The sequence below is a fragment of the Micromonospora sp. NPDC047753 genome (assembly GCF_040642735.1).
Classification (GTDB): Bacteria; Actinomycetota; Actinomycetes; order Mycobacteriales; family Micromonosporaceae; genus Micromonospora.
The window spans coordinates 1-3,103 of record NZ_JBEYSL010000657.1 but is presented as its reverse complement, the minus strand read 5'-3'; the positions used below and the strand labels follow the sequence as shown (position 1 = coordinate 3,103).

Sequence of the window (3,103 nt, the reverse complement as noted above, 5' to 3'; positions counted from 1 at the left end):
GGGTGGGGGTGGGGGTGGGGGTGGGGGTCGGGCGGTTGGTGCGCCAGTTTGAGAGGGCCAGGGTGGCGGAGTAGCCGGCCAGGACGATCACGTGGAACAGGTAGAGCCAGAGGAGGACGGCCACGCCGGCGCCGATGTCGTCGAAGCCGCCGAAGGGCACTCCCAGGTCCAGCGGGAGCGAGGCGAAGAGCACGAAGCCGTGCAGGAATCCGGAGAGGTTCGCCGCGGTGAACGACCCGACCCCGAGGGTGGAGAGCCAGTCCGGTGAGGCCGGCCCGACGACCCGGAACACCCACACCAGCACCGGCGTCAGCACCAGCCAGACCGCCAGGAACGACAGCACCACGCCGAGCACACCGAGCCAACCGCCCTGGCGTACGAGGCGGGTGGTGAGCGGAAGCGCCAGCAGGATCGACAGCAGCAGCGCGGGGGCCGGCGCGAGCAGTGGCAGCAGCAGGAGCCGACCCCGCCAGCCGACCAGGTGCTCGTCGGAGCGGGGCGCGGCCACAGAGACGAACGCCCGGCGCAGGCCCTCGCCGTACAGCGAGGCGGGCAGCAGGGAGGCCAGCGCCAGCAGCGGGGTCAACCCCACCCCGGCGTCGACCAGCGCCTCCACCGCCCGGGGCGCGCCGATCGCGGTGGGCAGGGCCTCCACGGCGTACGAGGTGAGCCGGCGTACCCGGTCGGCCCCGGCCACCAGCGCGGTGAGCCAGATCGCCAGCAGGGCGACCGGCACCACGGCGATCGCCCCGTAGAAGGTGATCGCGGCGGCGTGCAGCGACAGGTCCCGTCCGCGCACCGGACGGAACGCCGCACTGGTGATCCGTTTCGTGCGCTGCCATCCGTTGCCCATCGGGTCCTCCTTCCCTGTCGTCGCGGCTGTCACTCCTTAAGATCGCCGGTCATGACTGTTCTCACCACCGAACGCCTGATCCTGCGCGATTGGACCGCCGATCCGGCCGATCTGGCCCGGATCTACGACATCTACTCCCGCCCGGAGATCAGCCGTTGGTTGGGAGTCGCGCCGGGCCTGCCGCTGACCGACCCGGCGCAGGCCGTCGAGCGGTTGCGGATCTGGCAGGAGCGGCACGCCGCCGACGGCGGCCGGTACGGCACCTGGGCGATCGAGGTACGGGAGACGGGTCAGGTGGTGGGCACGGGGCTGCTCAAGCCGTTGCCGGGGCGCGACGAGTCGCGCCGGAGCGACGACATCGAGGTGGGTTGGCACCTGCACCCGGACGCGTGGGGCCACGGCTTCGCCACCGAGGCGGCCCGCGCGGCGGTCGACCGGGAGTTCGCCGCCGGCACCCGGCAGATCTACGCGGTCGTGGCGCCGGGCAACGAGCCGTCGATGGCTGTCGCTCGGAGGCTGGGCATGACCCATGTCGGTCAGCGCACCGACTGGTACGGCGGGGAGCTGCTGGAGACGTTCGTGCTGACCGCACCAGATGCCTGATCGTTCCCGCACGACCTGACGCAAGATCCGCGCAACTTCGGGGAAGGTGCTGCCTCCAGTCGTCGGGAGGCGGCACCTTCCCCGAAATTGTCTGCAGGTCGGGCCGTGGGTCGACTCCCAGGGCAGACAAGTTCGTCAATAGTCACGGCGGTCGAAGTGTTGACGCTCCCGTAGCACGTCAGTAACCTTTGGGCCAAAGTAACGCAAGATTTCGACAAAGGCGTGCACGGTTCTGTGCACACACTCGGAAGATTCAACGGGCCTCCTGGGGAGGCCCGTTGATGGTCGTACCCCTCTGGTGTTTCCAGGGCGGTCGGCGCCCCCGCGCCGCCCGTACCACCCGTCTCTCTCGACACCGGCCCTCTCGCGTCGGCCGGCGCTGCACCGCCGCACCCCCACCCCCGTGGTCCAGCCACCGCGGCAACCGTCCCCCGACGACAAGGACAGTGATGAGACGAACGAATCTGTTCAGGATGGTGGCGGCCACGGCCGCCGCCGCGCTGATCGCGACGGCCGGGGCGACCGCCCTCGCGAACCCGGCCGCCGCCGCCCGCCCCACCGAGGCGGGCGCAGCAGCACCGAGCGCCTTCGCCCCGGCGGCCACCAACCTCGCCCAGGGTCGTCCCACCCAGGAGAGCGGCCACGCCGACGTCTACGACTCGTCGAAGGTCGTCGACGGCAACGCGGGCAGCTACTGGGAGAGCGTCAACAACGCGTTCCCCCAGTGGGTGCAGGTCGATCTCGGCTCGTCGCAGAGCGTCAACCAGGTTGTTCTGAAGCTGCCGACCTCCGGTTGGGGGACCCGGACGCAGACGCTGAGCGTGCGGGGCAGCACCAACGGTTCGTCCTTCACCGACCTGGTCGGGTCGCAGACGTACACCTTCAACCCGGCGAGCGGCAGCACCGCCACGATCAACTTCAGCTCGGCCTCCACCCGCTACGTCCGGATCACCATCACCGCCAACAGCGGCTGGCCGGCCGGGCAACTCTCCGAACTGGAGGTGTACGGCAGCGGCGGCACCACCCCGGACACCACAGCGCCGAGCGTTCCCGGCAACCTCTCGTACACCCAGTCGGGCACCACCATCAGCCTCAACTGGGTCGCGTCGACCGACAACGCGGGCGGCAGCGGCATCGCCGGCTACGACGTCTACCGCAACGGCGCGTTCCTCCAGTCCGTCGGCACCGTGACCACCTTCAACGACACCCAGCCGGCCACGGCGACAGTGTCGTACTTCGTCCGGGCCCGCGACGCGGCCGGCAACCTGTCCGGCAACAGCAACACGGTGACCCGCACGGGCAGTGGTGACACCACCGCGCCGAGTGTCCCGGGGACGCTCTCGCAGAGCACGTCGGGCAGCACGATCACGCTCACCTGGGGGGCCTCCACCGACTCCGGTGGCAGCGGGCTCGCCGGCTACAACGTCTACCGGGGCGGCAGCCTGATCGCCACGTTGGGCACCGTCCTCACCTATCAGGACACCCAGCCGGCGACGGCGACCGTCTCCTACTACGTCCGGGCCCGCGACGGTGCCGGCAACCTCTCCGGCAACACTTTCTCGCGTCAGCCACGCCGGTAGGGCGCGTCGGGCGCGGGTTCGGCGGACAGGACGCGACGTCGGCGCGCAGACCTGTGCCGAAGAACTC

Annotated in this window: 3 protein-coding genes; 2 read left to right on the top strand and 1 reads right to left on the bottom strand. The window is 70.7% G+C overall.

Features of this window, described 5'->3' with window-relative positions:
* A partial coding sequence (locus tag ABZ749_RS32670; RefSeq protein WP_357234679.1) for a YhjD/YihY/BrkB family envelope integrity protein occupies positions 1-853 on the bottom strand: 853 nt, incomplete at its 3' end.
* 51 nt (positions 854-904) lie between these two features.
* On the opposite strand from ABZ749_RS32670, the gene ABZ749_RS32665 reads away from it, so the two are divergent.
* On the top strand, positions 905-1,456 hold the full coding sequence (locus ABZ749_RS32665) for a GNAT family N-acetyltransferase (RefSeq protein WP_357234676.1): 552 nt from the start codon (positions 905-907) through the stop codon (positions 1,454-1,456).
* Positions 1,457-1,905: 449 nt separating this feature from the next.
* Positions 1,906-3,036 carry a discoidin domain-containing protein gene (locus ABZ749_RS32660; RefSeq protein WP_357234673.1) on the top strand — a complete coding sequence of 377 codons (1,131 nt, stop codon included), beginning with the start codon at positions 1,906-1,908 and terminating at the stop codon, positions 3,034-3,036.
* Positions 3,037-3,103: the final 67 nt, after the last annotated feature.

Bases quoted from the DNA above. Each gene is read 5' to 3' on its own strand.
- ABZ749_RS32665 (WP_357234676.1), top strand. From the start codon at position 905: ATGACTGTTCTCACCACCGAACGCCTGATCCTGCGCGATTGGACCGCC.
- ABZ749_RS32660 (WP_357234673.1), top strand. From the start codon at position 1,906: ATGAGACGAACGAATCTGTTCAGGATGGTGGCGGCCACGGCCGCCGCC.